We start from the raw sequence: 25,256 nt of genomic DNA on the forward strand, positions 1-25,256 counted from the left end.
CTTGATTACGATTCCATTGGCCAACTTAGGCGAACACAAACGCCACCCTGAACAGACTCACTGATAGAGACCTCTCCTTGCCCTGCGAACAAAGCTTCAACTCGCTGCTTGAGATTACTTAGACCTACACCAGAGCCCATGTGACCACTCACGTGATTCAAGCCAACACCCGTGTCTCTGACTTCAATCTTCAAGTTCTGTTGTTCGCGCTTGATGAGCAAGCTGACTTCACCACCCTCTCGCTTCGGCTCAATACCATGGATGATGGCGTTTTCGATTAAGGGTTGTAGCATCATCGGCGGTAACTCGGTTCTGCCTAGTCCCTCTTCAACCTCAATCTTGTAACTGAGTCGTTCACCCAAACGAGTTTGTTGAATACCCAAGTAAGCTTCAATTAACACCGTTTCATTGTCTATGGTGGTGTGCTCTTCGCGTGAGCTTTTTAGCGTTGCACGCAACAGCGCGGTTAACTGTTCTAGCATCAGCTTGGCTTTATCGACATCTTGCGACATGAGTGCACTGATATTCGCCAAGGTATTGAATAGGAAATGCGGTTCAATCTGGCTTTGCATCTGCTTAAGCTGACTTAGCAACAGCGCACGCTCTTGCTCAGCTTTCTCGCGCTTGATGGCTTCCAACTCTCGTTGAGCAACCGCCTCTTTCTCACGCGAGTAAAAATAGAAATAACACATACCGCTAAACAGTAATCCCATTAAGCCAACAGGGATCATATCGGAGATACCAAAATACTCTCCGAGCCAAAATTGCGCATTAATCACCCCAAACAATAAACAGGCAACAAGCGAACACACCACTTCTATCATACGTGGGATGGTTGGAAATAAACGGTCAATCAACCATGAGAAGAAGATAGCCGAATAGCCAAATCCAAAGCTAACCGCCACATGAATGTAAAATGGACCGCCCCAAACCGAGAGCGTCATTGCTGCGATAAAGAGACAAAATGCCGTGGTCACTAATAAGCTACGCGGCCATCCACTTTTCACCACTGATTTTGCTGAACACATTTAGAGTTTCCCTTTGATGTTAAATACAATCATATGCTTATCATTGATTTGTGCGTAAGCAGATTGGTCGTCTCCGGTTAAAAAGCGTGCGGCAACTTCCACTTCTACACTTTGATCGCCGGTATCAATCCACTGGTAGTTAAGCCACTGCGTGACAATCACACCACCATCTTGTGGCGACAGCATCACATCCAACGTGGGGGTTACATCACTTAGCCAGCCCATATCCGCTTCGCCGTTCCATGCAGCCCATGCTTCTACATCCCAACTCCAGTGCAGCATTAGGCTATGCTGAACGATATTGGCATGCTGAAACCCTTGGGCGTAGCTTGTCGCAAGTAGAGCGCTGCTAGCCAACAGAGAGTTGTTAGGTTCAGGGATCTGAGAGAGAAACTCTCCACGCTCTATTGCTTGTTGCCATTCGTTTTTCGACCATGCTCGGCTGTCGTACCAATATTCAGCAATCACGTTGTGTCCGGCTTGGTTTGCCCAGTTCAATCCAACTAAGGCTTGGAATGCGCTGCCCTGCTCCTCAACTGAAACGGGTTGGTAAAGGTCATCTTGCTGAAACTGATAGCCGACACTTTGCTTTTGCCACAGCATGGAACCGTGCATGGCGATGGATTCATCCCACACAGCAATGGCACTGGCGCCAAGTAAACCTCGGCGCACATCATCGTAATAACCAATAAGTTGATACTCGGTATCACCCACCAGCGCATAACGACGAATACCAACACCATGCTGCTCTGCGGCTTGATCCAGTGCACTTTGGTCTTGTTGCCCCCAGCTTGAGTCCGTCGCAATCACCGTCCACTCGCCTGCCATATCGTAGTGTGAGAGTGAAAACACACCCGCACCTTCTTCTGCTACTAAGCCAACAGGATTTTGTCGATAAGGCTTAAACAGGTCCAAAGGTCGGTAGCCATAACCCACGCCCCAATCCACGCGCAACTTACCCAAACTCACATCAAGTGTAGTGTCACCGACTTGCCACTCCCCTAGCCAAGCCAACTCTCGAATCAACAGTTGGTGATCAGCTTCACTCCACCAATCACTCTCTCCTTGTTGGTTGAGATACAACCCTTGGCTGTACAGAGCAAACAAGCCACTGAAGTTTTGATAATTCATCTGCACATCCAAGAGTGCATTAAGTGAATCGCGAGAACTGCCCTGCGCCTGCATAAATGCGCTGTCACGCTGCTTGGCAGTTTCGTAACTGACAGCCCAATCCCACTCAAAACTCAGCTCATCATTGGCAAAAACTGGGGCTGCTGCGCCCACACACAACGACGCAGCAATCAACAAACTGGTGCTTTTGTTAAGGTTAGGCTGGTGCGATTTCATGTGACTTCCTTGCTCGTTTTCATGGTTCTATTTAAGGAGTTCAGGCTAAAGCTGAGTCGTATTGGCTTTCGGCAAATAGCTTGGGTTGTAGAACTTGTTGTCCAGTTGCCAAGGCACGATTTCTTGATACTCGATAACGGTCTTTTTGCTCGGCTGAATGCTATCAAGCAAGGTCATCTCACTGACATAGTCTTCGCCATTGTCGCTTGCACGTCCGTATTGCGCTTGCTTGGCGAGTTTGCCAGAGCGTAAGTAGAGATCAGCTTTAATTGGAAACGCATCTTGCTCAGACAACCATAAGTCGATCTTCTGATAACTCGCCCCTTTGGTTTTCGCGGTTAAAGCAAGATGATAAGCTGCGACACTTTCCCCGTTCACCGAAACGGTTTCTGTCGCTTTCCATTCACCTTGATAATCTTGGCTCCACGTCAGGGTTGAGATGTCGCCGATAGACGCTTCCCCAAGCAACTTCTGCATTGGCGTAATGCGAATCGGGCGGCGGCTCTTTGGCATTTGCAGCCAGTAGTTATCGCCCATCATCAACATCTTTTGCCCTGCTTCAACCGCCGATTTGAATACCACCAGCGATTCACGATTTGGACGCGTGTACACGTGGTAAAGGCGAGTTTTATCTAACTCTTGGTCTTGATATAAGCGCACCAGAGACACCACTTTGGAGGAATCATCTTGCAAGCGGTAGCTGTCGGCTTTTTCAATCAATTGCGCAACTTGCTGTGCATCTAGTGCTGTTTCATTCGCACTGACATTCATGCTTGCAACGCCATTTACCGTTAGCAATGCAATTGGTAATAGTGATTTGAAATTAAACATAAATCAGTGCCTCCGTAATTGGCTTGTTCACCCCTTTGCGTGCCGAGAAAAACGCCGCAACCAAACAAATCATCAATACTGCGAGTCCAGCTATAGCCACCAGCTCCCAAGAGAAGTAAATCGTTAATGGGTAACCTTCTGTTCGTCCTGGCGGTGGCGGCATTTGCACATCCACGACCATCAGTAAGACGGTGACTAGCGCCGTAAACAAAGCACCGATTAAGCTGCCAATCACGGCAAGTAACCCTGCTTCGCGCAAGAACCCAGCAATAATTTCGCGAGGGTAGCTCCCAAGTGCCGACAAGGTGCCGATTTCACGAGTACGCTCGGTGACCGACATGGTCATGGTGTTGAACAGCGCGACAAAGACCACCAACGCCATTACTGCGCCCATGATGCCGAAGATGCGGTCGTACAAATCTTTCACTTTGAGATAGAAGAACGCACGTTCTTGCCAAGGCGTGATCTCAATATCTTGATCACCAAAGTTCTGCTTTTGCTTACTCAGAACCGAAGCCACTTGTTGCTCGACTTGGTTAGTTAAACTGGTGTCGAACAGGAAGACAGATAACGCACTGACTTTGTCTGAACCGAGCAGCGATTGCGCGCTGTTGATGTGCACGTAAAGCTGGCGTTTATCAAGCTCTGGCACGCCAGTTGAGTAGATGCCACGAACTTTGAAGTCATACGCGTTCAATGCACCGTCGGTTGTGGTCGCCAGCAAGGTAATCCAATCGCCAACGTGTACGCTTAAGTTGTTCGCCAAATCAACGCCGAGCATCACTTCTGGCTCTGCAGGGTCATAACGCGATGCATGAATGTTTGACAGCGTCTGCCCTTCACGCACATCCAAAAACGGCCCTTTCATATCGAATTCGCGCTCGTTCACGCCAATGCCGATAAAGATCGATGACTTGTTGCCGTTGGAAATCAAACCACTGAATTCAACTCGTGGCTGCACGCCTCGCACTTCATTCAACCCAATCAATTGCTTGGTAATGTCGTCTGCATGAGTTAAACCGTTACTCAGTGGCATCTCTTCTTCTTTGGCGAAATAACCCGGCGTGGTTAACGTCAGATGCCCCGTGTCACGCGCTGTCGACTCTTTCAAACTGTCGTAGGTGTACAGACCAAAACCGCCCGCACAGGTTAAGGCAAACACAGCAATGGCGATAATCAGCATCGACAATAAACTGCGGCGGCGATTGCGTTGCAGATTCAACCAAGCAAGGCGAACCGAAACAGGAATTAGCTTGCCCATGAAACCTCCTCCACACTTGCGTGCGTTTGGGTAATCTTGCCGTCCACCAACTCAATGGTGCGGTCACAACGGGATGCCATGCGAGGGTCGTGAGTGGCGACGATAAAAGTAGTACCAAGCTCGTGTCCGAGCCCTTTCATAATATCGATGACCTTGTTGGCAGTTTGGCTATCAAGACTTGCGGTTGGCTCATCAGCAATCACCAACGCCGGTTTGTGCACTAAAGCGCGCGCAATTGCCACTCGCTGTTGCTGACCGCCTGATAGGTTGTCTGGCATGTGATGAATAAACTCGCCTAAGCCAACGTGCTCTAGCATTTGTGTGGCGAGCTCGGTTTGTTCCGCTTTTGAAAAACCGTTGAGATGCAGCGGATACGCCACGTTCTCTAGTGCCGTCATCACGGGGACAAGATTGAATTTTTGGAACACAAAACCAAGCTTTTCACGGCGCATTTTCGCCGCCTGCATTTGTCCGGTTGGGTATGGGCTGCCTGCAAATGTCACCTGACCTTGGTATTGAGTATCCAGCATGCCAAGCACGTTAAGTAAGGTGCTTTTGCCTGAGCCAGACGGTCCGCATAATGCCACCATTTCGCCGGCAAACACTTCACCAGACACATCTCGCAATGCACGCACCGTTTGGCTGCCAAGGGCGTAATCGCGGCTAAGTTGATTAAAAACGATCATGACGCCTCTCTAATATTTCGCTAGCAGCGCTTTCGCGGTTTGCGTTTCTAAATTGCTGTCACCCAACTGCTCCATTTGTGCTAACCATGTTTTGGCTTGTTGGACATCTTCAGCGCGCAGTGCCGCTTCAATGGCGTAGCGATAAATCCAAGACGTTGCGGCGAAAGGTTGCTGGCTAAAACTCGGCTCATCGAGCAATGAAAGGTACAGCTCGTAGCCACGCTCAAAGTGATTGAACATGTCTGGCAGAGAGGTAAACGTAGTGGCTGCCATGGCGGTGGCTAATTGGTATTCCGGCAAGCCTTGTAAGCGCTGTTGCTCTTGCAGTGGAACTGGCTGATTCGCCATTAAATCCAAACCTTTTTGGATAGTGGCAAGACCGCGCTCGGTGAACTTCATCTTGTTCCAAGGCATAAACGCCTCACGACCTTGCAACGTCTCCGCACTGCCCAAGTAAACCAAGGTCACCGGCGTTGCGCCTTGCTCTTCGAGTTGTTTGGATAATTCGCCGTAAACGGTATCAACTAAGCCAGAGTCACCTTGCGCTGCTTGGTTGAATTGACTGAGTGTGCGCTCACTTGGATTAGCCAGAGCCAGATTGCTGCTAAGTGCAAATGCGGCGATAAACGTACTTGCCAGTTTAAGAGCTTTGATTGAGCGAGATTGAGAAACCATCATGTACTGTCCTTAGTTGAACGTGATTTGATGGTTTCAGATTAAGGGAGAAGGTCGCACGCTGCTTTTGCATGCGACCAATGGCAGTTATGCAGAGTGAATGGTATTGAGAGAGGATGAATGACATTCACTTAAACAGAAAATACAATTCCGCTCATTCGTAACGCTACATTTTTACGGCAGTAACAATAAAAACACTGGCTTAAAATCTGAGGCTAGTGTATTTATCCATCCCACAGCTACCCATAACAGACAGTGTCGCACTCTCCTTTCTTACACACCTTTGCATGGTGTCTGTTGTTTCCAAATCGAGATTCTTAGCATCGGAATAGTTTGAACTCTTCGAGTTTTAGTTGTTTTCGCACTCAAAATAGGTGCGTTATTAGGTCGTTGAAAATGAATAAGCGTTATTTCCCAAGAGTTGATTTGCCACTACTCATGGCGATCATTCCGATCATGCTGTTAAGTTCGCTCACTCTCTGGAGTGCCAGTAGCTTTAATGAGGCGATGCTCTTCAAACATTTGGCGCGCTGCGGACTGACATTAGTTTGTATCTTGGTCATGTCCTCGATTCCAGCGTCCAGCTATCAGCGCTCAGCTCCATATCTCTACATTATTGCGGTTGCGCTACTACTTGCTGTCGCTTTATTTGGTGATAGCACCAATGGCTCTCAACGTTGGCTCGATATCGGCTTCTTCCGCTTTCAACCGTCCGAACTAATCAAACTTTCCATTCCAATCATGATCGCCTGGATGCTTCATATTGAAGGAGGTCGACCAGACAGTCGGAAAATTGCGTTTTGCTTACTTATTACAATGATTCCTGCCGGGTTAATCGCGCTACAACCGGATTTAGACGGTGCAGTTTTTACCATCATTTATGCATTGTTCGTTTTGTTTTTGGCTGGCATGAGCTGGAAAATAATCTGCGGGTTTATTGCGAGCATTTTAACGTTAGCACCTATTTTATGGTTCTTCGTTATGGAAACCTATCAAAAGAGCCGTGTAACACAGTTCTTGCACCCTGAGTCCGATCCACTGGGTTCGGGTTACCAAATCATCCAATCTTTGATTGCGATTGGCTCAGGCGGTATGAAAGGCAAAGGTTGGATGAATGCAACGCAGGGAACACTTGGCTTTATTCCAGAAAGTCATACGGACTTTATTTTTTCGACCTATGCAGAAGAATGGGGCTTTGTTGGCAGTTTAGTCTTACTCGCATTGTACTTGTTTATTACTGCACGCGTTATGTTGCTTGCATGTCAGTCTGACCACTTTTTTAGTCGGCTGGTAAGTGGCGCATTAGCGATGAGCTTTTTTCTGTATGCTTTTATCAATACGGGCATGGTGAGTGGCTTGTTGCCAGTAATGGGTAGCCCACTTCCCTTCTTTAGCTATGGCGGCACGGCGATGCTAACTCAAGGTATCTGTTTTGGTGTAATCATGTCGCTGTGTTATTCCAAATATCGTAACGCATAGCTCTGCTTGAGAAAAAGCGATCAAAAAAAGGCTTCCCTGAGGAAGCCTTTTTACAACGATATGAGCGAGTTAATTACAGCTCTGCGTTGTGGTAGACCTGCTGAACATCATCACAGTCATCTAGAAGATCTAGGAATTTCTGGAACTTCTCAGCATCTTCACCCGATACAGGCGTATGAGTTTGCGGAACGAATGTGATTTCTTCAACATCGATCGTTAGATCTGGGAATGCACCGTTAAGCGCAGTTTTTGTTTTGAAGAATTCTGTGTGAGGTGCGAATACAGTGATAACACCGTCTTCTAGCTCAACGTCAGTAACGTCTACGTCTTCCATCATTAGCGTTTCTAGGATGATTTCATCATCGTCGCCTTTGAACTGGAATACCGCTTGGTGGTCGAACATGTGAGAAACCGAGCCCTCAACACCAATTTTCGCACCGACTTTCACAAAGCATTGGCGTACATCTTGGAAAGTACGGTTGCCGTTGTCTGTTAGACAGTCAACGATAACGCTAGTACCGCCAGGGCCGAAGCCTTCGTAACGTGCAGGAGTGTAGTCTTCACCACCGCCACCGTTCGCTTTGTCGATCGCTTTATCGATAACGTGCGCAGGAACTTGGTCTTTTTTCGCTTTTGCGATCAGGTGTTTCAAAGACAAGTTCATGTCTGGATCACCACCACCGTTTTTCGCGCACATGTAAATTTCTTTACCGTATTTGGAATAAACTTTAATTTTCGCGCCTGCAGTTTTCGCCATAGAGGCTTTGCGCACTTCAAAACTTCTTCCCATCGGGATGTCTCTCTAAATTCAAATTTAATGCGAAGGATTTTAGCAAAAAGCGAAACCTTTTCAATTTCGCTTAGCAAAGGAATAGGGAGGTTACCTCATTCGTCGCATTGGATTGAACCATTGCCACGGTTCGCGTTAAGCGACACCCATTACTCGTTTGTACTTTTCGACCGATTGCTGGAAAAACGCCTTTTCATCAGCATCGTTAATCTTGGACAACTGTTCTTCTATTGCTTCAGGACCAGATTTGGCCTCTCTGAGCTTCCAAACCAAAAACGACGCCTGCTTATCCAGTTCGATTTTGTTTTTTTCGTCAGGCGGCAATAGGGATAGATTAAACGACATTCACAGCCTCAAGGTACTTTAAATACTAGCCGGGCACTATATCACACAGAGTTACAATTACAGAATAGAAACGCACTTAACTTGATCGATTTCAAGTTAACTATTTAGGCACAGCGCTGATTTTCAGTGCTTTTGGTAAATGCTGTTCGAATATTTGTTGTAATCGAGTCTTGGTAACGGGTTTAGCCACGAACTCGTTCATCCCAACATCGAAGCAATGTTGCTGATCCTCTTTAATGACATTGGCACTTAGCGCAATAATTGGAACGTGTTTCCCCCACTTTCCCATTTTTCGAATTCGTTCCGTAGCAATAAACCCATCCATCACAGGCATTTGGCAGTCCATAAAAATCAAATCGAAAGGCTGCTGATCACACAGCTGCAATGCTTCTTCGCCATGGTTGGCGACACTCACTCGCACACCCAGTTTTTCTAACATGATGCGAACTACCTTCTGATTGACGATGGTATCTTCAACAACCAGTACCCAAGGTTTATCGTTATCTTGAGGGCTGATTTCGTTGTCTTCCGCTTTCCGGAAATCTAATACATTAAGTTGGTCGGTATAGGTCGATTGCGCATTTATTACAGCAACAGGAATCGAAAATTCAAAACAGCTTCCCAGCCCAAGCTCACTTGTTAGTTGTATTTCCCCTCCCATCAAGTTAACCAACTGTGCAGCTATCGCCAAACCAAGCCCTGTCCCACCATACTTTCTGGTGGTACTACCATCAGCTTGTTGGAAGCGTTCGAAGATTGCTTGTTGGTGCTCTTTCGCAATACCAATACCAGAATCCACAACTCGAAACCGGATATGAGCGGTCTCTCCATCAAGTCGAGATAACGCTACAAGAAGCTTCACATGGCCGCGCTCGGTAAATTTAATCGCGTTGCTCAACAAATTGTTCAGAACTTGTTTCAATCGTGTGGCATCACCTTGCACTTCCATTGGCAAGTGAGGATCAATATCGCTGAGCAGCTGTAAGTTTTTCTGCTTGGCTTTGACACTATGTAAACTGATGACATCGTCAAGTAGCTCGCGAAGATCATAGCTCGTGTATTCCAGCTCTACTTTGCCAGCTTCAACTTTAGAGAAGTCCAAAATGTCGTCGATTATCGTCATTAGTGAGTGAGAAGAACTGTCAATGATCTCTACAAACTCTTTTTGCTGGGGATCGAGGTCGGTGTCATTGAGCAACGACGACACACCAATAATGCCATTCATCGGTGTGCGGATCTCATGGCTCATAGTGGCAAGAAACTCACTTTTTTTACGATTAGCGACTTCTGCCCTATCGCGTTCAGCCTCTAACTCAGTCTGGTGCTCTTTCACTTTCTCAACACTTCGGTTGTATTTCTCTGCCAAAACACTCACTTCATCAAAGCACCATCGTTTAGGGAGAGTCACTTTACTCGGCACTGTACCGCCACGAAAATCGCTCACCGCACCAGACAGCAATTGTAACGGATTGACCAACAAGCGAAACGCCACCCAAAGAACACCAATGATGAGGACAAGAATTTTGATCGCTTCTGTCGTAAGTAGAAAAAAGAACTGCTGCCAAAGATCTTCATATATCGCGCTAAGATCCGATTGAACCGTTAATATCGCGAGATCATACGTTTTATCGCCGACCCGATACTGCATCGGCCAGCTTCTCTCGACAACATCCTCAGAAAGCGCCGAACCTAATTCAATGATAACTTCGTCTTCACTAGCAATACGTAAGTAGTCCACCGAGGGCATACGCATTGCACCTTGAGCTTGTGTCAGCAACAGCTCCCTATCCTCTACCCACAAACTCGCAGAAAAGCTCGATAAATAGCTAGACTCAACCTGCTTTAATTCAACATCTAAATGGGCTAAATCTTCGTGAAAAACTCGATATAAGCTCACTGTAGAAATGATGACCGTAAAGATTAAACTCAACGTTAATACCGCCAACATAAGTTGGTTGCCGATACTAAAACGACGTTGAGATCGCTCTTTTTCATCCATATGAAACCGCTCCGATAAACTTGCGCTACTCTAAATATAGCTACGCACAAATAATAATCGAGGATACGATGAAAAGACTTCTACTTAGATTGGCTTTTAGCTTAATTGTTGTAAGTTCTCATGTGACCGCAAATCAAGTGAACTATTACGTCATTGCTGAACAAGCTCGACCATTTCAAATTGAACAACAGGGACAAATGCACTCCGGAATTGTGACCGATATCGTCAGCGCTATCTTCGCGGAGTCGGATTACCAAGTGAATTATCATACTTATCCATTTAAACGTATGATTTCCATATTGGAAGAAGGCGCTGAGCCAAACTGGTTAACTTATGGCAGCCCGAACTGGGGCAAGGTGCAATCGGAAAATTTATCTGAGGAGCCCATTTACACTGTAAAACATGTACTGGTGTCGAGTAGCGAGAAGCCTTTAGAATTCAAAAATATGGATACGATGCATGGTCGTTCTATTGTATTACTGCTGGGGTTTGATTATCCAAATTTAACACCGTTCTTTGAAAATGGCAGTGTCAATGAAATGCGTGTGAAAGACTACAACGCCGCATACCGAGTGATAAGCCGAACCCCTGGAGATACAGCTTTTGTCGAGATGGAATCCCGAGTCCTTTACAACTTAAAACGACTCAATTTGCCGTTAGAGAATTTTCAGATACAGCCTTTCAGCTCGGTTATTCCTGACTACTCAATCTACCTAGCTTTTTCACCTCAAATGCAACCAGAAACTCAAAATTACATCAATACACGACTCGTTGAATTAAAAGCCTCAGGGGAAATTGATGAAATCATTCAAAAGTATCAATGAATCAACTCATTAACAAAAACGCCAACGATGATACGTTGGCGTTTTTGTTTCTGGGAAATCTGTAGCACTTACTTAATGTGGTTAACAAACTTAGGATCAAACATGTGCCCCAATTTACTCGCCTTGGTTTGCAGGTAATGTTGATTACTTGGGTTATTCCCTTCTTGTAATGGCACTCGTTCAATGACGTTAATATCAACCGCTTTTAAGGCGGCGAGCTTGCGTGGGTTATTCGTCATTAGACGCACAGCGTCAATCCCCAAATGCTCTAGCATTCCTTTACAGAACGCGTAATCACGCATATCAGCGGCAAAACCTAAACGCTCATTTGCTTCCACGGTATCTGCGCCATCATCTTGTAAGTGATAGGCACGAATTTTATTAATCAAGCCGATTCCACGCCCTTCTTGACGTAAATAAAGCAGCACGCCACATCCCTCTTTGACGATGTTTTGTAGCGCTCTATTAAGCTGAAAACCACAGTCACAACGCGTGCTAAATAGAGCATCTCCGGTAAGACACTCCGAATGCAACCGAATAAGTGGAGCTGCACTTTTTGTTGGCTCACCATAGACCAGAGCAAGATGCTCTTTATTTGTCGCGGCTTCAATAAAGCCGTACATCATAAATGTGCCCCACTGGGTGGGCAATTTGGCTTTATCGATAAACTTCACGAGATTGTAAGGCTCAACATGTCTCAGCTCTGCCCGCACATTCATCAGAATCTCTCCTAGATGATTTTCTCCTTTACCATCTCCCCCGTCTCCCCAAAAGGCATCTTTATGAGAATGCTCTGTTAGGCAAGCGTTACCCGTTCTCATTAATTGCTGCGCTAATGGTGGATTTTGTAGAAACTTTTCCCTAACGATGAAAGCCATAACAGCCAACTTTATATCGTCCCAATCGCTTCTGACAAAGTGTTCGTATTTACGGCTTAAAGCAAACGCTTCATCAGGGGTGCTTGCGTGCTGAATTTTACTTTGCAACTGAGCATCGAGAAACTTTTGGGCTTGGTAATAATGTTCACTGGTGGGCCAAGTTTGGGAGGATATATTGACTGGGGCATGGCAAAAATTTGAGAGAAAACCGTGGGGCTCATCGGGCTCATAAAAAAGGATTTGATCAACCATACTTGCGCTCCTTGCTTTGTGGTTGCGATAATCAACAAAAAGCATATCGCTACTGATATATCTAGTAACACAAGGTCAGATTGTCAAACTTCTTCGGGACGGGACGGGACGTGAGTGTGAAACTCGTGCTTTTGAGGCGCAAGACAGATAAATGGAGGGTTTGAATAAGAGAATAATAGAGTGAAAAAATAAAAAGGGCAGTCCGTCGACTACCCTATGGGTTGCTAAACCAACCTGAGGCGATCAGTGTATCAAGCCAAGCTCCCTTGCTTCTTCAATGGTCAACCCACTTTCACGGATCTCACGTAACGCTTCAATGCGTCTTCTGGCTTCTGCTGATTTCACTGTTTTCTCTGGCTTCACAACGGTTTCCTCATCAGGTAATTCCCATTTGTGAGCGATGTTGGTCATCTCGTCATGGTCGATAGAATTAATGGACATATTTCCTCCGAACACACCATGTTTTCGATGCGTAATCTATAGCAAAACCGGAACAAGGTGGTAAGAAAAACTGTAGGGAAATGTGACCCCTCCCGCCCTTTCGTTAACTCCTTAATAGATTCATCATTTAAGTTTTGCCAAGGGACAAATTTACGATTAAATTTGAGTAATTCCCCCTACGAAAAGTGTGCTGATCTAGCTCTCAATTCTGCTCTTCTTTAGCTTTATCAACGACGAATTACACCACTTCCTGTTTCATCTAACTTTCGAGTCACTTCACTGATTCATAGCTTGATACTTTCTAAAAACCGCCACACCTGATAATGATAATAATTATCTTTTAGATTGGTTAGGTGTTTATATGGATGGTATTAACTTAAGTCATGCATACCACAATGACCCGGTCATCCAGATCCGAGATTTGTGCGTCGATTACATCACTGATAATGGTGATTTTAATGCGGTAAAGTCCGTCAGCTTTGATATCGGCAAAGGCGAAGTATTTGGTCTTGCCGGTGAATCTGGATGTGGTAAAAGCACAATCGCATTCTCAATAAATCGTCTTCATAAGCCGCCAGCGTTCATTTCTGGCGGTAAAATATGGTTTGATGGCAAGGATATCCTTAGTATCTCAGACTCTGAGCTGACCGCTCTAAGGTGGAGTGAAATCGCCATGGTGTTCCAGAGCGCGATGAACTCACTCAACCCTGTCTTAACGATACAAGAGCAATTTGCAGATGTGTTACGACACCATCAAGGCCTCACTAACGCTCAAGCAAAAGATAGAGCAGAAAAGTTGTTGGACTTGGTCAATATTCCTCGAGAACGCTTAGCAGAATATCCTCATCAATTTTCAGGAGGAATGCGTCAGCGGTTGGTGATAGCCATTGCTTTGTCTCTAAATCCAAAACTGATCATTATGGATGAACCCACAACAGCATTAGATGTAGTGGTACAGAGAGAAATTTTACAGCAAATTTATCAGCTTAGAGATGAGTTCGGTTTTTCAGTCCTCTTTATCACTCATGACCTGGCACTCATGAGCCAACTATGTGATCGAATTGCAATCATGCGTCACGGAGAAATCGTCGAAGTCAATCGAGCATACGATATACGCAATCATCCTCAACACCCCTACACGCAAAAGCTATGGGCTTCTTTCCCAAACATCCATGACGTCCACAAACAACCAGAGTTACAAGGAGCGTAACCATGAGCCAGCCTATCATCCAAATGAAAAATGTGATTAAAGAATTCAAAGTGGGCGGTGGTTTAGCGAAAGAGGAAACCTTTCGTGCGCTTCAAGGAGTGACTTTTGATCTGTACGCAGGAAAAACCTTGGCTTTGGTTGGAGAATCAGGCTGCGGTAAGAGTACTTGCGCTCGCTTAATAACCAAAGTCTACCCTGCAACGCAAGGCGAGATCCTTTTCAATGGCACTGACATAAATGAGATCACGTCACGATCGGCTCTACAAGAATATCGCAGTAAAGTACAAATGGTGTTTCAAGATCCGTTTGGCTCTCTCAATCCAACTCATACCATTCGCCATCACCTAACACGTCCTTTAAAAATTCATAAACAAGTCAAAAACGAGCGCGACATCCCAGCCCGCTTGGAAGAGCTCCTAAAGCTGGTGGAACTACCAGAAGAGACACTGAATAAGTTCCCTCACGAACTCAGTGGTGGGCAACGTCAGCGAGTAAACTTAGCAAGGGCTTTAGCGGTAGGTTCGCAAATCATTCTTGCGGATGAGCCTACGTCTATGCTGGATGTTTCTATTCGCTTGGGAGTGTTGAATTTAATGCAACGAATGAAGCAAGAACTGGGAATTGGTTTTTTATACATCACTCATGATCTGGCGACTGCGCACTACATCGCGGAAGAAACCGCAGTAATGTACAAAGGGCAAATCGTTGAATGGGGCGACACTCATTCAATACTTAAGAACCCGCAGCATCCTTATACTAAGCTGTTGATTTCTGCCGTTCCTGATCCTGACTTACCTTTTGGTAACTTAGTGAAAAATGAGCCAAACTATTCGATAGATGCCGATGAAATTCGTCAACGTAGCAGCATAATTGTCGACGAATTTGATCAAATAGGGCCAAATCACTATGTAAAACAATGGACTGAGGTAGCGTAATGGATTTGAGTACTTGGCAAGATCAAATCGCCATGTGGTACGAACAGCGGAAACATGATCAAGTAGAAAAATTGGAAACGATCTTATATCAGGTGCCTGATGACGTGTTTGGACCCGAATTGAGTGATCTTCAAAGTAAAGCGATTGCTTGCTGGTTGGATGGATGTTTACGCGTGTTTCAACATGCAAGGTACCAAGACCCTCAGAAAGCATATCAAACCTTGCTTTATACGAGTGCAAAGCTTGAACAAGCAGCATGCCAAGTCTCGACTGATATTCTGATCAAAGATTGGTGTTTGAGACGACTTCAGCATCTCACCGTTGTGGCGTTAGAGTTTTGTAATCAGCAGTGTGATCAAAACAAGTGGCAGGAACAAGCCCATAGCTTAATCGAATCACATGTTGCGTTGATGCGTTCATTACATTGGAATGAACCTAAGAAGCATGATCAAGGTTTGCCTCATTAGTCCGGAAAAATGATCAAGGCTTAATTAGCGGAATTTTAGGTAAAAAAAAGCGAGTTTCCTGAGGAGAAACTCGCGAAGTCTATTCAGAATGAATGTAACAATATGAGCCAATCTATTAATCATCAGAAAGGACAAAAGGTTGTCTATTCGGGATAAATAGTAGTATTAGGCTTGGCTTCTAATGTCAGTGGTTTGTAAGAGTTAAGTCTGTTTTTTATCATCGAAAGACATTGTTACATTTCAAACCGATACATCACACCTATAGCTTGATACACATCAAGCGACACTTTTAAATCGCCATTTCATCCAAGGCACGAAATACCATTTCATCCATGTGACCATCGAAGATTTGACGACAAACTTTCCGACGCACCGCTAACCCCGCAATCAAGCGCTCGATGGTAAGATGCTTAACATCGTTCTGGGTGTTAAACAGCTCGACGGTTTTACTTAATGTCTCATAAGGAATCGGCTCATCCCCTACCCTTAGCCAATCGAGCTTCTCTATGTAATCTGAGCACTCTTCTTTGATTGAGGCATAGGAGTGCCCTGTCATCGCAGACAAAGCCGTTATACTGCGTTCTAGAGCCTCTGGTGAGGTATATTTAGATAGAGTAATGGTGATCTCATCAGCATTGATCTCTACCAAATGTTTTCTTTGCTTCACGCGTCGCCCTAAATTTCCTCTTGGAGACGGTGCTTTGCGTTGAATGGGCTCAAATTCGCCGTCTATGATGCCTGAGAGCTCCTCAAGCTGTTGTCGGGTTACCATCTCATTACGAAGTGGATTTGGCAGCGTAGGCGCCATGTTACGCTTTCCTGCGTTGGTCGTTCGCGCTCGCGAGTAACGTAAGACCTCTTCGACATCACATTTGATGTCGATCTGGTAGTCCATCACTTTGTCATTTTCGATCATGGTTTCGATCGTCAGGTGATAACCCCACAAATTAACGACGAATAGATCATCATTCCCTTTTCCATCAGACAACCGCTTTAGTTCTCGGATCAGATCCATGGAGAAACGTCGCCATTCAATGTTACGTGCAAGTTTCTGGTTTAACTCACTCAGTAGCATGCAATCCGTGTGACGACGAACCATGCGACTACGGAAGAAAGAGTACAGTTGAAACACCAAAGTATGTTGTTTCAAGATCTCTGGTGGGAACAAGAAGAAATAATCGCGTGTTAGTAGTTCTTCGTAGAACGACGGTTCCCACACCAAGATGTATAAGTTGGGTTTAATACGAATTTCGCCATCACTGCCCTCAACGGGCGCTTCTTCTGAAGCCGTGATGGTACGGGCTAAGAAGCGGAAGCGGTCACTCTTAAAGCCTTCGGGCATGTTTTCACTTAGCCAACGTCCAGTAAGTTCATGGAGCTGAAAATCAGTGAATTCAATGCGATCAATGCTATCGCGAATGGAATCACGAGCTGGGCCACTGTCTTTTTTGCCTCTGAGCGACAAAATATCAGTGATGTATAGCGGCGTTTTGTTTGGTACGTGAGCCGCATCAAGCTGATACTGATCTTTGTGATGATCATGGTACTGAACTGTTAACGTGAAGAGAGCGAACAGGGTCATGAGATCATCCACAGTCATGATATTTTTGGATGATCGCGTCTCAATAACGGCTTTTGTGCCAGAGATCGACACCATGGATTTCTGATAACTTTTTCGAGTTCTTGGTGGCGCAAGTGCTTGGTCAATTATCCCAGCCCAATTTGTTGGAGATACAACAAATTGATCGGCTTCATCTTTCATCGTGGGAGGTGTGTTTAACCCGTGCTCATTCAACAAACGTTTGTTTACTTGAGTCTGAGCCAATGCTTTCGAACGTTTTTGTTTCTCGTTCTGGCGAACTTTGTCGGTAACAAGACTTGTTGCTCCCAACACAGATATAAGCTGATTGGGATTCACAAATTTGTGTAGCATCGTTTTACCAGCAAGTCCCTCTTCAAAACGCACTGGAGTTTGAGTAAATAAACCAATATTTACTGCCGCGCGCAAACGTTGTTGCAGGGCTGCACGTGTGAGTTGCCCATCTGTTGCTTCCACAATCTCTGTGGTTGAAACCAAACCATCCTTGCTGCTGAAGCCTCGTAATGAGATCAGATTAAGCAACTCTAAGATGCTTTTAGTCACCCCTTTGAAATGTTGGTACTGCTCTACCCAATCCGCAGAGGATTCATGTACCTCAAAAAGATGGCCATCTTTGTGGCTTCTCGGTGCTTTAATCAGAATTTTTTCATCAGCCGTCATTTTAGATCCAGATCACACTAGCCGTAGTTGTGCTATGGTTCCGAAGAATAAAGAAAAACAGATCATAAATAAAGAAAAAAGATTGTTTTTTAAATAACTGATCTTTTTGATTAATCTGATCTTAATTGATTATATGATCTAATGATCTGGCTTGGAATTTTCCTCTAAGTTTTTGTTCTATAAGGCTATTATTTTCATGTATTTCGGAACTATGATCATAAGAAGTCTGAAAGTATGATCAACAATAACCTGAAAGCATGATCATATTTATTCGTAAGCATGATCATTAAGGTTATGAAAAGATGATCAAAAGAGTCTTGAAACGATGATCATGATGTTTTTACAGGTTATCCACAGATGCAGTATTTAATAATGATCTTCACGATGATTATATTGTGCATTGGTAATGTTATTTATACTCGGATCGATGATCAAGAGCCAATATATCTATCGTTCTGGCGCCCATATTGATGAGATATCACTCATCTGATTAAAATACATTCAAGTCGCTCATATTTAGAAGTAAATCCTAGTCTCTGCTTATTTACAGGAAGCATGATCATGAGAGTGTGATTTATCATAGCAACTTGCGCAATTTCATTGTTCCGGCTTCTATACCGTCAATTTCTGCTCAATCCCCCATTCTGTCTGCACTCAACCGTAAATCAGAGAAGAAAACTCATGCTTCCGAGAGATTCTAAGGCTTGATCATATTTCCGATTAATGGATCTTATTTTATTTGCGTGTTTACACCGTACTCTGCTCAATTTTGCCATGATCATGCTTTCGGATTTGTTTATTAACACGGAAGCATGATCATAAGTATACCTTGATCATACTTCCATAGATGTTTCGCTGGAACTACCCTATTTTGTTCGGAGACATGATCAAGGTGTTCAGGTCTTTATTGTTCCGATATTACTTACTATTTTTCGTTTAAATTAGGTTGGTCTAACATAATCCGTAATTTAGCTTAAGATTATAATCGTTCCGGTAGAAAATTGATTTACATTGTAAATGAGTGACGCTGTAACACTTTTTATTTTTAAGTTTAGGTGTCCACTTATGAGAAGATTATTTGATTAAAAATAGTTATCTTTTTGACCATAAATCATAAAAGCGTCGATTTGGGTGTTTTTTTATGTGATGGTTATTCAAAATGTTCGTGCACCTTTTTGTTGTTTTTGGTCTTTACTGCTGTACAATTGAAATTATAAATCCTTCCAACGGAATTTGGCATGAAAAGAGAAAAAACGATTGAAAACCTTCTTGAGTTAGCGGAGCTGACTCAGCAGGTTCAAGCTGACCGTATTGAAATTGTTTTAGAAGAGCGAAGCGATAACTACTTCCCACCAATGTCGAAAGCGATGATGGAAACCCGTTCTGGTCTAACTCGCCGTAAGCTCGACGACGCGATTGGTAAAATGGAAGCCGCTGGGCATCAATTTACCAAAAACAACGCGAATCATTATTCAATTACGTTAGAAGAAGCACACATGCTCATGGATGCGGCTGAAGTGCCTAAATTTCATGAGCGTAAAAAGAATTCAGGTAACAAACCTTGGATTATTAATGTGCAGAACCAAAAGGGCGGTACAGGTAAATCAATGACCGCGGTTCATTTAGCGGCATGTTTAGCGCTAAATTTGGATAAACGATACCGTATTTGTTTAATCGACTTAGACCCACAAGGCTCGCTACGTTTATTCCTCAACCCGCAAATCAGCATGGCAGAGCATGATAATATCTATTCTGCGGTAGACATTATGTTGGGTAACGTGCCTGATGGTGTGGAAATTGACAGTGAATTTTTACGTAAAAACGTATTGCTGCCAACGCAATATCCGAACTTAAAGTCGATTTCAGCATTTCCAGAAGACGCGATGTTTAATGCGGAAGCATGGCAAACGCTATCTGAAGACCCATCACTCGATATCGTCCGTCTGCTGAAAGAGCAACTGATTGATAAAATTGCTGATGACTTCGATATCATTATGATTGATACCGGTCCACACGTTGACCCATTAGTATGGAATGCGATGTATGCATCAAATGCCTTGCTAATTCCTTGTGCGGCTAAGCGTCTGGACTGGGCTTCAACAGTAAACTTCTTCCAGCATTTGCCTACGGTATATGAAATGTTCCCGGAGGACTGGAATGGTCTTGAGTTTGTTCGCTTGATGCCAACCATGTTTGAGGACGACAATAAGAAGCAAGTTTCTGTTTTAACTGAAATGAACTATCTTCTAGGTGACCAAGTTATGATGGCTACTATTCCTCGTAGCCGTGCGTTTGAAACCTGTGCCGATACCTACAGCACAGTATTTGATCTGACAGTAAGCGATTTTGAAGGCGGTAAGAAGACACTAGCTACCGCGCAAGACGCTGTTCATAAGAGCGCACTGGAATTAGAGCGTGTGCTGCACTCTAATTGGCCGTCATTGAATCAGGGGTAATAAGTAAATGGCTTTGAAAACGTCTGAATTAAACGCGAAATTATTTGGCAAAACGAATAAGCGTCGTGTTGTGACTCCGCAAGAGGCGCAAACTGCGGCAAAAGAGAAAGCTCAAACGATTGAACTAGCAGTTGCAGGTGAAAATATTGTTCAGTTTGAACTTGTGCGTATTCCTGCAAATAAAGTTGCGACAGAAACAACAGTATTTGTTGATAACGCTCGTGAGCAATCGTTCTTAAACGAACATGCTTTATCTGATGTTTTAGTCACACTCAAAGAGCGTGGCCAACAATATCCAGCTGTGGGTCGTAGAACTGAAGATGGCAAGATCGAAGTTTTAGATGGTAGCCGTCGTCGCATGTCTTGTATCCTCGCTGAACAAGATTTTTTGGTTTATGTTGCTGACAACATTAATACTGACCATGCTAAGTTTTTGTCTGATGTGGCAAATGCTCACAAGCCGCTCTCTTTATATGAAAAAGGGAAAGAGATGCAGGCTAAGCTTGATAGTGGTGAAGCTGAGGATCAGAAAGCATTGGCAAAAATGTTCCAGTGCAGTGAAGCGTTGGTAAGTGGCGCTTTAAAAGCCGCAGCATTGCCGTTAGAACTGCTTCAAGCGTATCCGAATGTTGGCGATCTCGGTCGTCCAACTATCGTGAAACTTCACAAACAGTTTTCAACGCTGACGCCAGAGCAGCAGCAAGAGCTGTTAGATAAATGTCGCTCTAGCGAAGGTTTTTTATGGCAGCGAAGCACAGCTCAAGGCGTTGCTCGTCTGACAAAAGAAGTCACGGAAAGCATCGAAAATTGGATTACTGAACTTGCACCAGCAAAACCTGGCAAGAAGACGGAAAAAGTCGACTTAGTAAAAGGTCGAGCAAGCTATAGCCGAAAAGGTAGCAGCCTGGCGTTGAACTTGAAGAAAGTTGACGACAGCTTAATGGAAGAGATTCTTGCGTTTGTACAAACCAAACTGCAATAACAAATGATGATTGAATCAACCGCCTCCGGGCGGTTTTTTTATATCTGAGAAGCGTCAAATTAAAGATGTGATACCATTACGTCAGTTCAACGTTGGATAGACAAAATGCAGACACAATCTGATTTCCTTTCATCACTTCAACATCAAGCTCACCAATCTTTCCAAAGGATTGGTGTAGTCATTCAAGGCGAGGCTCCTTGGCAAAATGCGTTGATGTCAGAGTTCCATAAAACGCAGCACCATCAACGTTGGTTTTCTGTTGGTGATTTTGGTTTGAAAAACGTATCCAGTGTTTCGTCTAAACAAGGGCACATGTTGCTAGGCAGAGAGTGTGACGTTCTATTGTTTGATGCTCGAAATGACTTTGACGCAAATAGTTTTACCGCTGCGCTTGGCTCATTGGTTGGCGGCGGTTTTCTTATTGTCATTACTGAGCCGCGACAAACTGCGAATTTTGCTCAGCAATGGATGCACAAACAATGGGAGAAGCTCGTTGTTATTGAGCAAGACAAACCATTGCCAACGGCTCCAGACATCAAGCAAGCAGAAAAAGAAAGCCACTACACGGAACAAGAACATGCCATTTCTCTAATTGAAAAGGTGGTAACTGGACATCGAAAGCGACCGTTAGTTTTGACCGCTGATCGTGGGCGCGGAAAAACAAGTGCCCTCGGCATTGCGTGTGCGAGCTTATTACAGCAGAAGCCACTTAGAATCTTAATTACGGCACCATCTATAAAAGCCGTTGAGCCTGTTTACCTGCATGCTTTGCGGCTACTTCCTAATGCGCAGCGTATTAGGAAGGACAGATTAGAATCAGGGCAGGGATCCATTCAATTCATTGCTCCAGATGAACTATTATTGAGTCGACCTGAATGTGATTTGTTACTTGTCGATGAAGCGGCTGCAATTCCAGTTCCTATGCTCAAAAGCATTACCGAACATTATCATCGACTCGTTTTTTCTACGACTATTCACGGTTATGAAGGTTGTGGCCGGGGCTTTACGATTAAATTTGTTGATTGGCTTCAGAAACAGCGTTCGGGAATGAAAACATGGCACATGACACAGCCCATCCGCTGGAGCATGAATGATGCGCTTGAATCATGGCTCTATGACGCGTTTTTGTTGGATGCGGAGTTAACGCACCATCAACTTAAACAGGTCGACTCAATTTCCCTTTCTAAAGCCGATAAGAACTATTTGATATCGCAGCCTAGTTTGCTGCGTGAGTGCTTCGCTCTTTTGGTGAATGCTCATTATCAGACCTCGCCGAATGATTTGATTCACCTTTTGCAAGACGACAACATTCAGCTCTATTTTGCTAAGCAAGATAATGCGGTTGTGGGGGTGATATTAGCGGTCGAAGAGGGGGGCCTTGACGATGAATTGATTGAAGAAATCCAGCTTGGTAAGTGTCGTCCTAAAGGACACTTAGCCCCCATTACGATTGCAAACCACCTAGGATTTCCGAATGTCGCGAATCTATCGACGCTACGAGTCATGAGAATTGCGGTTCATCCAGCATTGCAAGGAAAAGGTATTGGTCAAAAAATTCTGCAGCAACTTGAGCAAATGGCTGCTAAACACATTGCCTACTTATCCACGAGTTTTGGTGCGACGGAAGAGTTGCTCTATTTCTGGCGACAATCGAACTTCCGTACAATTCGCTTAGGGTCAATGCGCGATGCTGCTAGCGGTTGTTATTCAGTCTTGATGGTCAAACCTTGTGATTCCCAACAGACGGCTTGGGTCGATGAATCTCAGGCGCTATTTGAAGAAATGTTGTCTAACAATGTGGCTGACGTCTATCCAAAATTAGAAGCCTCTATTTTTCGAGCTCTATTACCGCAACCTTTGGGAATGAGTCCACTTCATCCCGCTAAGTTATTACTAATTGAATGCTATGCTGATGGTGGTAACAGTTATGAGTCCGTGTCTGCTTGGCTTCAGCAGTGGTTACTTAACTTAGGTTTGAACTCCGCTTCCGACTTGATGATCAGTAAGCTTTTTCTTAACCGTAGTTGGACTGAATGTGCTCAGCAATTTGGTTTACCTGGAAGAAGGCAAGTTGAGCAGCAGTTAAGGGACGAAGTAAGACATATTTGGAACGATTTACACTGTAAACACTAAAGGGAAATTTACACTGTAAATGAAATTATTAGGAGCTGATTTTACACTGTAAATCCAGCTCCTTTTTATTTCAGCGTGTATTTTGATTGAGCTTTAGGTTAAATCGAAATGCTCTCTTAATATCTGTTTAACCGTTATTGATGGATTACTTTCTTTAGTGACGTGAGCCCTATAATAAGAAATGCGAGGTTTGTTCAGAAAACGGATTTGGGTAGACTGAAAGTGTTGATGGGAAGCAAAGTGGTAAGGGTATGTGGAAGCTGTGTCTTGAGTTATCTGAAGATAAGACCAAGGTGATAGCCCGTCTTCCGGGAGAAGTGGACCTCGGTGGTGAGCTAAATCAAAATGAATTAAACGAGCAGCTCGTCGCAATGAACGCTGAAAAGATGTTTGTTGTTGAGGGGGAAGTCGTGAGATTCATTAACTGCGCCAAAGAACGTAAAGCCGAGGCCTACGAAGGCATCGTCATTGCGGAAAAACGCAACGCGCAAGTTGAGGTTGAATTATCGAATAATGACATGCTCGCTAGTATGAACGTTGTCGGCGCGTACGGAGGCCGAGGTTTACGTGGCCCCGAGATTGTTCAAGCCCTTGCTCAAGCGCGAGTTTCGAAAGGCATCAACAAACTGGCTTTGAAGAAAGTGTTGGTTGTCAGCACTCAGCTCAAACCCGGCGAAACTTTTTCTCAACCTGTAGCGGTTGGTAAGCAACCTATCAAAGGCAAAGACGCTCTTTTTACTCCTCTTGTTAAAGACATCACCAAACGCATCCTCAAACCCAAAGACGGCCAATCTGCTAGCGACAAAATTGATTTACGTAACCTCGGTGAAACTATCGCGGTTGACGTAGGCGATGAGGTGATGCGCCGCACGCCTGCGACCAAAGGTACGCCTGGTTTTACTGTTCAAGGGCGAGTGATTCCTCCACAAGCCGGAAAAGACAGCCCAATGAAGCCAGGCAAGGGCACCGAGATAAGCAAGCAAGACCCAAACCTATTGATTGCATCGGTATCCGGTACGCCTCTGATTAAAGACAAAACCATCGAAGTTGATAACGCACTCTGCCTCAATAGCGTTGGCGTGAATACAGGCCACGTGAAATTCAAAGGGAATGTGATTATCGGTGGCAACATTGAATCTGGCATGATTGTTAAAGCGACGGGTTCTATTGCTGTAGGCGGCTTCATTGAATCGGCTGACGTACAAGCGCAAGACGACATCCAAGTTGGTAAAGGGATCATTGGCCACACCGTGAGTGATGGCCAGCCAAAGAGTTGTCACGTCAAAGCCAAAGGTTCGATTCGTGCCAGCTACGCCCAATATTGTGATTTGCAAGCCGGCGAAGATATTGAGTTGGCGGTGCACAGCATGAATAACGATATTGTTTGTGGGCGCAATCTGACGGTGCTAGACGCGAACGGTAGGAACGGCACGCTCAGCGGCGGAGATGCAAAAGTCGGTGGCAAAGTGGTGTGCTTACAATTGGGCGTAGAAGGCGACACCGCCACTAAGGTAGAAGCGTTCGCACGCTATTCTGCATTTAAGGAACGATTAGCAGAGCTTAAAGAACAATACAAACGCGCTCAAGAAGGCACGATGGATGTGATTCGTAAAGAGCTCGAATTTAAGAAACGTCCTAAAGCCGAACGTACCGACGAAGAACAAGCTCAGATTGACGTGATGAAAACACAAAACAACGAGCAGCTTGAAGCGATAAAGCAAAAGCTAGAACAAACGGAACATGACTTTGAAGTCGCGTTAGAAGAAAATATTGTCGAAGCCAAAGAGCGTGTCTTCACTCGCGTGACGGTGCAGTTTGGCGACGAACAAGTAACGACAAAGCGCACTCATGGCGGTTGTTCGTTCCGTTTCAATCAATACGAAATTAAAGTCTCGGCGAACTTGGAAGAAGAGGACGTCGCTGCGGTTTAAGCTTTCTTACTCACTGAGCCCACACGTCGCAACAAGATGTGTGGGC

21 protein-coding genes are annotated in these 25,256 nt (G+C 44.7%); 9 read left to right on the forward strand and 12 right to left on the reverse strand.

Annotation, left to right across the window (positions count from 1 at the left end):
- Positions 1-5: 5 nt before the first annotated feature.
- From R7F07_RS06550 to R7F07_RS06575, 6 genes are read right to left on the reverse strand one after another with little or no spacing between them, the layout of a single operon-like run.
- Positions 6-1,028 carry a sensor histidine kinase gene (locus R7F07_RS06550; RefSeq protein ID WP_171342398.1) on the reverse strand — a complete coding sequence of 341 codons (1,023 nt, stop codon included), beginning with the start codon at positions 1,026-1,028 and terminating at the stop codon, positions 6-8.
- Positions 1,029-2,375, reverse strand: coding sequence for a hypothetical protein (locus tag R7F07_RS06555; protein ID WP_171342399.1), 1,347 nt, complete (start codon positions 2,373-2,375; stop codon positions 1,029-1,031). It lies immediately after the preceding gene.
- 45 nt (positions 2,376-2,420) lie between these two features.
- Positions 2,421-3,206: an outer membrane lipoprotein-sorting protein gene (locus tag R7F07_RS06560; protein WP_054575276.1), complete on the reverse strand. Its 786-nt coding sequence runs from the start codon at positions 3,204-3,206 to the stop codon at positions 2,421-2,423.
- Complete coding sequence (locus R7F07_RS06565) at positions 3,199-4,467, reverse strand: ABC transporter permease (RefSeq protein WP_171342400.1); 1,269 nt, start codon at positions 4,465-4,467, stop codon at positions 3,199-3,201. The genes R7F07_RS06560 and R7F07_RS06565 overlap by 8 nt, the downstream gene beginning before the upstream one ends.
- Positions 4,455-5,153, reverse strand: a complete 699-nt coding sequence (locus R7F07_RS06570; protein ID WP_005374479.1) for an ABC transporter ATP-binding protein — start codon at positions 5,151-5,153, stop codon at positions 4,455-4,457. The genes R7F07_RS06565 and R7F07_RS06570 overlap by 13 nt, the downstream gene beginning before the upstream one ends.
- Before the next feature lie 9 nt (positions 5,154-5,162).
- The gene (locus R7F07_RS06575; protein ID WP_017189795.1) at positions 5,163-5,831 is read right to left on the reverse strand and encodes a hypothetical protein; all 669 of its coding nucleotides are present in this window, start codon (positions 5,829-5,831) and stop codon (positions 5,163-5,165) included.
- Positions 5,832-6,224: 393 nt separating this feature from the next.
- On the opposite strand from R7F07_RS06575, the gene rodA reads away from it, so the two are divergent.
- On the forward strand, positions 6,225-7,307 hold the full coding sequence (gene rodA, locus R7F07_RS06580; RefSeq protein ID WP_065275570.1) for a rod shape-determining protein RodA: 1,083 nt from the start codon (positions 6,225-6,227) through the stop codon (positions 7,305-7,307).
- Positions 7,308-7,380: 73 nt separating this feature from the next.
- Here the strand turns inward: rodA and R7F07_RS06585 are convergent, their stop codons facing one another.
- From R7F07_RS06585 to R7F07_RS06595, 3 genes are all read right to left on the reverse strand, one after another.
- Entirely contained in the window at positions 7,381-8,097 is a 717-nt protein-coding gene (locus R7F07_RS06585; protein ID WP_005374482.1) for a YebC/PmpR family DNA-binding transcriptional regulator, read from the reverse strand.
- 135 nt (positions 8,098-8,232) lie between these two features.
- Positions 8,233-8,442, reverse strand: coding sequence for a DUF3283 family protein (locus R7F07_RS06590; RefSeq protein WP_005374484.1), 210 nt, complete (start codon positions 8,440-8,442; stop codon positions 8,233-8,235).
- A 100-nt stretch (positions 8,443-8,542) separates the two neighbouring features.
- Positions 8,543-10,441, reverse strand: coding sequence for an ATP-binding protein (locus tag R7F07_RS06595; RefSeq protein ID WP_171342401.1), 1,899 nt, complete (start codon positions 10,439-10,441; stop codon positions 8,543-8,545).
- A gap of 68 nt (positions 10,442-10,509) precedes the next feature.
- Between R7F07_RS06595 and R7F07_RS06600 the strand changes: the two genes are divergently transcribed.
- Positions 10,510-11,265, forward strand: a complete 756-nt coding sequence (locus R7F07_RS06600) for a substrate-binding periplasmic protein (RefSeq protein ID WP_005374490.1) — start codon at positions 10,510-10,512, stop codon at positions 11,263-11,265.
- Between the two features lie 68 nt (positions 11,266-11,333).
- Here R7F07_RS06600 and ribA read toward each other — a convergent pair whose 3' ends face one another.
- Both ribA and R7F07_RS06610 read right to left on the reverse strand, forming a co-directional pair.
- On the reverse strand, positions 11,334-12,395 hold the full coding sequence (gene ribA / locus R7F07_RS06605) for a GTP cyclohydrolase II (RefSeq protein WP_005374492.1): 1,062 nt from the start codon (positions 12,393-12,395) through the stop codon (positions 11,334-11,336).
- 243 nt (positions 12,396-12,638) lie between these two features.
- On the reverse strand, positions 12,639-12,836 hold the full coding sequence (locus R7F07_RS06610) for a PA3496 family putative envelope integrity protein (protein WP_005374493.1): 198 nt from the start codon (positions 12,834-12,836) through the stop codon (positions 12,639-12,641).
- Between the two features lie 361 nt (positions 12,837-13,197).
- On the opposite strand from R7F07_RS06610, the gene R7F07_RS06615 reads away from it, so the two are divergent.
- The 3 genes from R7F07_RS06615 to R7F07_RS06625 are packed head-to-tail and all read left to right on the forward strand — an operon-like array spanning position 13,198 to position 15,448.
- A complete protein-coding gene (locus tag R7F07_RS06615) occupies positions 13,198-14,046 on the forward strand; it encodes an ABC transporter ATP-binding protein (protein WP_005374497.1) in 849 nt (282 codons plus the stop codon).
- A 2-nt stretch (positions 14,047-14,048) separates the two neighbouring features.
- Complete coding sequence (locus R7F07_RS06620) at positions 14,049-14,981, forward strand: ATP-binding cassette domain-containing protein (RefSeq protein ID WP_171342403.1); 933 nt, start codon at positions 14,049-14,051, stop codon at positions 14,979-14,981.
- Positions 14,981-15,448: a hypothetical protein gene (locus R7F07_RS06625; protein ID WP_005374501.1), complete on the forward strand. Its 468-nt coding sequence runs from the start codon at positions 14,981-14,983 to the stop codon at positions 15,446-15,448. The genes R7F07_RS06620 and R7F07_RS06625 overlap by 1 nt, the downstream gene beginning before the upstream one ends.
- Before the next feature lie 289 nt (positions 15,449-15,737).
- Here R7F07_RS06625 and R7F07_RS06630 read toward each other — a convergent pair whose 3' ends face one another.
- Positions 15,738-17,708 carry a replication initiator protein RctB domain-containing protein gene (locus tag R7F07_RS06630; protein ID WP_017635223.1) on the reverse strand — a complete coding sequence of 657 codons (1,971 nt, stop codon included), beginning with the start codon at positions 17,706-17,708 and terminating at the stop codon, positions 15,738-15,740.
- Positions 17,709-18,946: 1,238 nt separating this feature from the next.
- On the opposite strand from R7F07_RS06630, the gene R7F07_RS06635 reads away from it, so the two are divergent.
- The 4 genes from R7F07_RS06635 to R7F07_RS06650 all read left to right on the forward strand — a co-directional run bounded on the left by R7F07_RS06635 (position 18,947) and on the right by R7F07_RS06650 (position 25,210).
- Positions 18,947-20,164 (forward strand): AAA family ATPase, encoded by a 1,218-nt coding sequence (locus tag R7F07_RS06635; RefSeq protein ID WP_005374503.1) that lies wholly within the window; start codon positions 18,947-18,949, stop codon positions 20,162-20,164.
- Positions 20,165-20,171: 7 nt separating this feature from the next.
- Positions 20,172-21,146: a ParB/RepB/Spo0J family partition protein gene (locus tag R7F07_RS06640; protein ID WP_005374504.1), complete on the forward strand. Its 975-nt coding sequence runs from the start codon at positions 20,172-20,174 to the stop codon at positions 21,144-21,146.
- A gap of 105 nt (positions 21,147-21,251) precedes the next feature.
- Positions 21,252-23,279: a tRNA(Met) cytidine acetyltransferase TmcA gene (locus R7F07_RS06645; RefSeq protein WP_171342404.1), complete on the forward strand. Its 2,028-nt coding sequence runs from the start codon at positions 21,252-21,254 to the stop codon at positions 23,277-23,279.
- Between the two features lie 251 nt (positions 23,280-23,530).
- Complete coding sequence (locus R7F07_RS06650; RefSeq protein WP_062730868.1) at positions 23,531-25,210, forward strand: DUF342 domain-containing protein; 1,680 nt, start codon at positions 23,531-23,533, stop codon at positions 25,208-25,210.
- Positions 25,211-25,256: the final 46 nt, after the last annotated feature.

It is taken from the genome of Vibrio sp. YT-16, assembly GCF_033337405.1.
GTDB lineage: Bacteria > Pseudomonadota > Gammaproteobacteria > Enterobacterales > Vibrionaceae > Vibrio > Vibrio alginolyticus.

Bases quoted from the DNA above. Each gene is read 5' to 3' on its own strand.
- R7F07_RS06600 (WP_005374490.1), top strand. From the start codon at position 10,510: ATGAAAAGACTTCTACTTAGATTGGCTTTTAGCTTAATTGTTGTAAGT.
- rodA (WP_065275570.1), top strand. From the start codon at position 6,225: ATGAATAAGCGTTATTTCCCAAGAGTTGATTTGCCACTACTCATGGCG.
- R7F07_RS06590 (WP_005374484.1), bottom strand. From the start codon at position 8,442: ATGTCGTTTAATCTATCCCTATTGCCGCCTGACGAAAAAAACAAAATC.
- R7F07_RS06565 (WP_171342400.1), bottom strand. From the start codon at position 4,467: ATGGGCAAGCTAATTCCTGTTTCGGTTCGCCTTGCTTGGTTGAATCTG.
- R7F07_RS06620 (WP_171342403.1), top strand. From the start codon at position 14,049: ATGAGCCAGCCTATCATCCAAATGAAAAATGTGATTAAAGAATTCAAA.
- R7F07_RS06585 (WP_005374482.1), bottom strand. From the start codon at position 8,097: ATGGGAAGAAGTTTTGAAGTGCGCAAAGCCTCTATGGCGAAAACTGCA.
- R7F07_RS06570 (WP_005374479.1), bottom strand. From the start codon at position 5,153: ATGATCGTTTTTAATCAACTTAGCCGCGATTACGCCCTTGGCAGCCAA.
- R7F07_RS06640 (WP_005374504.1), top strand. From the start codon at position 20,172: ATGGCTTTGAAAACGTCTGAATTAAACGCGAAATTATTTGGCAAAACG.
- R7F07_RS06645 (WP_171342404.1), top strand. From the start codon at position 21,252: ATGCAGACACAATCTGATTTCCTTTCATCACTTCAACATCAAGCTCAC.
- ribA (WP_005374492.1), bottom strand. From the start codon at position 12,395: ATGGTTGATCAAATCCTTTTTTATGAGCCCGATGAGCCCCACGGTTTT.
- R7F07_RS06610 (WP_005374493.1), bottom strand. From the start codon at position 12,836: ATGTCCATTAATTCTATCGACCATGACGAGATGACCAACATCGCTCAC.
- R7F07_RS06650 (WP_062730868.1), top strand. From the start codon at position 23,531: ATGTGGAAGCTGTGTCTTGAGTTATCTGAAGATAAGACCAAGGTGATA.
- R7F07_RS06630 (WP_017635223.1), bottom strand. From the start codon at position 17,708: ATGACGGCTGATGAAAAAATTCTGATTAAAGCACCGAGAAGCCACAAA.
- R7F07_RS06625 (WP_005374501.1), top strand. From the start codon at position 14,981: ATGGATTTGAGTACTTGGCAAGATCAAATCGCCATGTGGTACGAACAG.
- R7F07_RS06575 (WP_017189795.1), bottom strand. From the start codon at position 5,831: ATGATGGTTTCTCAATCTCGCTCAATCAAAGCTCTTAAACTGGCAAGT.
- R7F07_RS06550 (WP_171342398.1), bottom strand. From the start codon at position 1,028: ATGTGTTCAGCAAAATCAGTGGTGAAAAGTGGATGGCCGCGTAGCTTA.
- R7F07_RS06595 (WP_171342401.1), bottom strand. From the start codon at position 10,441: ATGGATGAAAAAGAGCGATCTCAACGTCGTTTTAGTATCGGCAACCAA.
- R7F07_RS06635 (WP_005374503.1), top strand. From the start codon at position 18,947: ATGAAAAGAGAAAAAACGATTGAAAACCTTCTTGAGTTAGCGGAGCTG.
- R7F07_RS06555 (WP_171342399.1), bottom strand. From the start codon at position 2,375: ATGAAATCGCACCAGCCTAACCTTAACAAAAGCACCAGTTTGTTGATT.
- R7F07_RS06560 (WP_054575276.1), bottom strand. From the start codon at position 3,206: ATGTTTAATTTCAAATCACTATTACCAATTGCATTGCTAACGGTAAAT.
- R7F07_RS06615 (WP_005374497.1), top strand. From the start codon at position 13,198: ATGGATGGTATTAACTTAAGTCATGCATACCACAATGACCCGGTCATC.